Genomic DNA, 1,712 nt, shown 5'->3' with positions numbered 1-1,712 from the left:
TGATTGCGCTGGCCCCCGAGACCAACACGCTCTACTACGTTGCCTTTGTCGATCGTGGGGACGTGCGGCGCATCATCAGCTTGCGCAGGGCCAATCGCCAGGAGGTCAACCACTATGTCGAAAGCAGTTAAGCGACCCGTGATTGCAGTTCCGACTGCAGCAGAAGACAGAGCCATCACCGCGGCGGCCAAGGCCGACCCGGATGCGCAGCCCCTGACGGCCAAGCAATTGAAGGCCATGGTTCCGTTGCGAACCCTGCGCGGTCGGCCGAAGGTGGAGAACCCGAAGCAACTGGTGTCCGTTCGCTACAGCCAGGAGGTGCTGGCGTTTTTCCGGGCCACCGGCGATGGCTGGCAGTCACGCATGGATGGGGTGCTGCGCGAGTACGTGACGCGCCAGTCGCGCAAGGCACAAAGGTAGGGAAGGGACGAGTTGCCCCTTGGATCGCTTCTTGCTAGCGTCCCCAGCTTCATCGTCACGTACTGCAGAGCACCCACATGCCAGGAAGTATTTCCCTCGGGCAAGTCAGCCGCTCCCTGCTGACCGCCGCCGCGCTCGTCGCCGGTGCCTCCTTCTCCAGCGGCGCCTCGGCCCGCGACCTCGTGGTGGCGCTGAAGACCGAGCCCACCTCGATGGACCCGCAGTACCACGCGCTGACGCCGAACATCCAGCTCTCGCAGACGCTGTTCGAACCGCTGGTCTGCGTCGATGCCGACCTCAAGCCCGAGCCCTGCCTCGCCGAATCCTGGAAGGCCGACGGCAAGGTCTGGACCTTCAAGCTGCGGCCCAACGTCAAGTTCTCCGACGGCTCGCCGATGACCGCGGCCGACGTGCTGTTCACGATGGACCGCGTGCCGAAGGTGCCCAACAGCCCGTCGTCGTTCAAGGTCTACCTGCAGAAGGTCGAGAAGATCGAGGCCCCCGATCCGCTGACGGTGCGCATCACCACCACCGAGCCGTACCCGCTGCTCGCGATCAACATGGTCGGCCTGCCCATCATGTCGGCCAAGGCCGCGGCAGGCTCGGCCCCCGAAGGCAAGACCACCACCGAGTTGAACGCCGGCACCGGCCTGGTGGGCACCGGCCCGTACAAGTTCGTCTCGTGGAAGCGCGGCTCGGAGATCATCTTCGAGCGCAACCCGCACTACTGGGGCAAGGCACCGGCGTGGGACAAGGTCATCTACCGCCCGATCAGCAACCCGGCCGCACGTGTCGCCGCGCTGCTCGCCGGCGATGTCGACCTCGCCGAGGATCCGCCGACCGATGACCTGGAGCGCCTGCGCAAGGAGCCCAAGCTCACGGTGGAGACCAAGGCGTCGAACCGCATCATCTACGTGGCGCTCGACCAGAACGGCGACAGCACGCCGGGCATCACCGCCGCGGCGGGCGGGCCCATTGGCAAGAACCCGCTGCTCGACAAGCGCGTGCGCGAAGCGCTCTCGCTCGCCGTCGACCGCACGGCGCTGGTCTCGCGCACGATGGGCGGCGTGGCCACGCCGGCCGCGCAGCTGCTGCCGTACCCGATGTTCGGCGCCAGCAAGAACCTCGTCACCGCCGCCAAGCCCGATCCCGAGAAGGCCAAGGCGCTGCTGAAGGAGGCCGGCTACCCCGACGGCTTCACGCTGGTGCTGGGCACGCCGAACGGGCGCTACATCAACGACAGCAAGGTGGCGCAGACGCTGGCCGCCATGTGGACGCGCATCGGCGTGAAG

2 protein-coding genes are annotated in these 1,712 nt (G+C 66.9%); both read left to right on the top strand.

All coding sequences use genetic code 11. The annotated features are described in order from the left end of the window. Positions 1-138 precede the first annotated feature (138 nt). Entirely contained in the window at positions 139-420 is a 282-nt protein-coding gene (locus AC1D15_RS30650; protein ID WP_465114734.1) for a BrnA antitoxin family protein, read from the top strand. A 77-nt stretch (positions 421-497) separates the two neighbouring features. Continuing rightward, positions 498-1,712, top strand: a 1,215-nt coding sequence (locus AC1D15_RS30645) for an ABC transporter substrate-binding protein (protein ID WP_477828996.1), incomplete at its 3' end; no start/stop codon positions are given.

The organism is Rhizobacter sp. P2_H2 (assembly GCF_056403375.1).
Note: the sequence above shows the minus strand (reverse complement) of the source record. Positions and strands in the feature narration are given on the sequence as shown.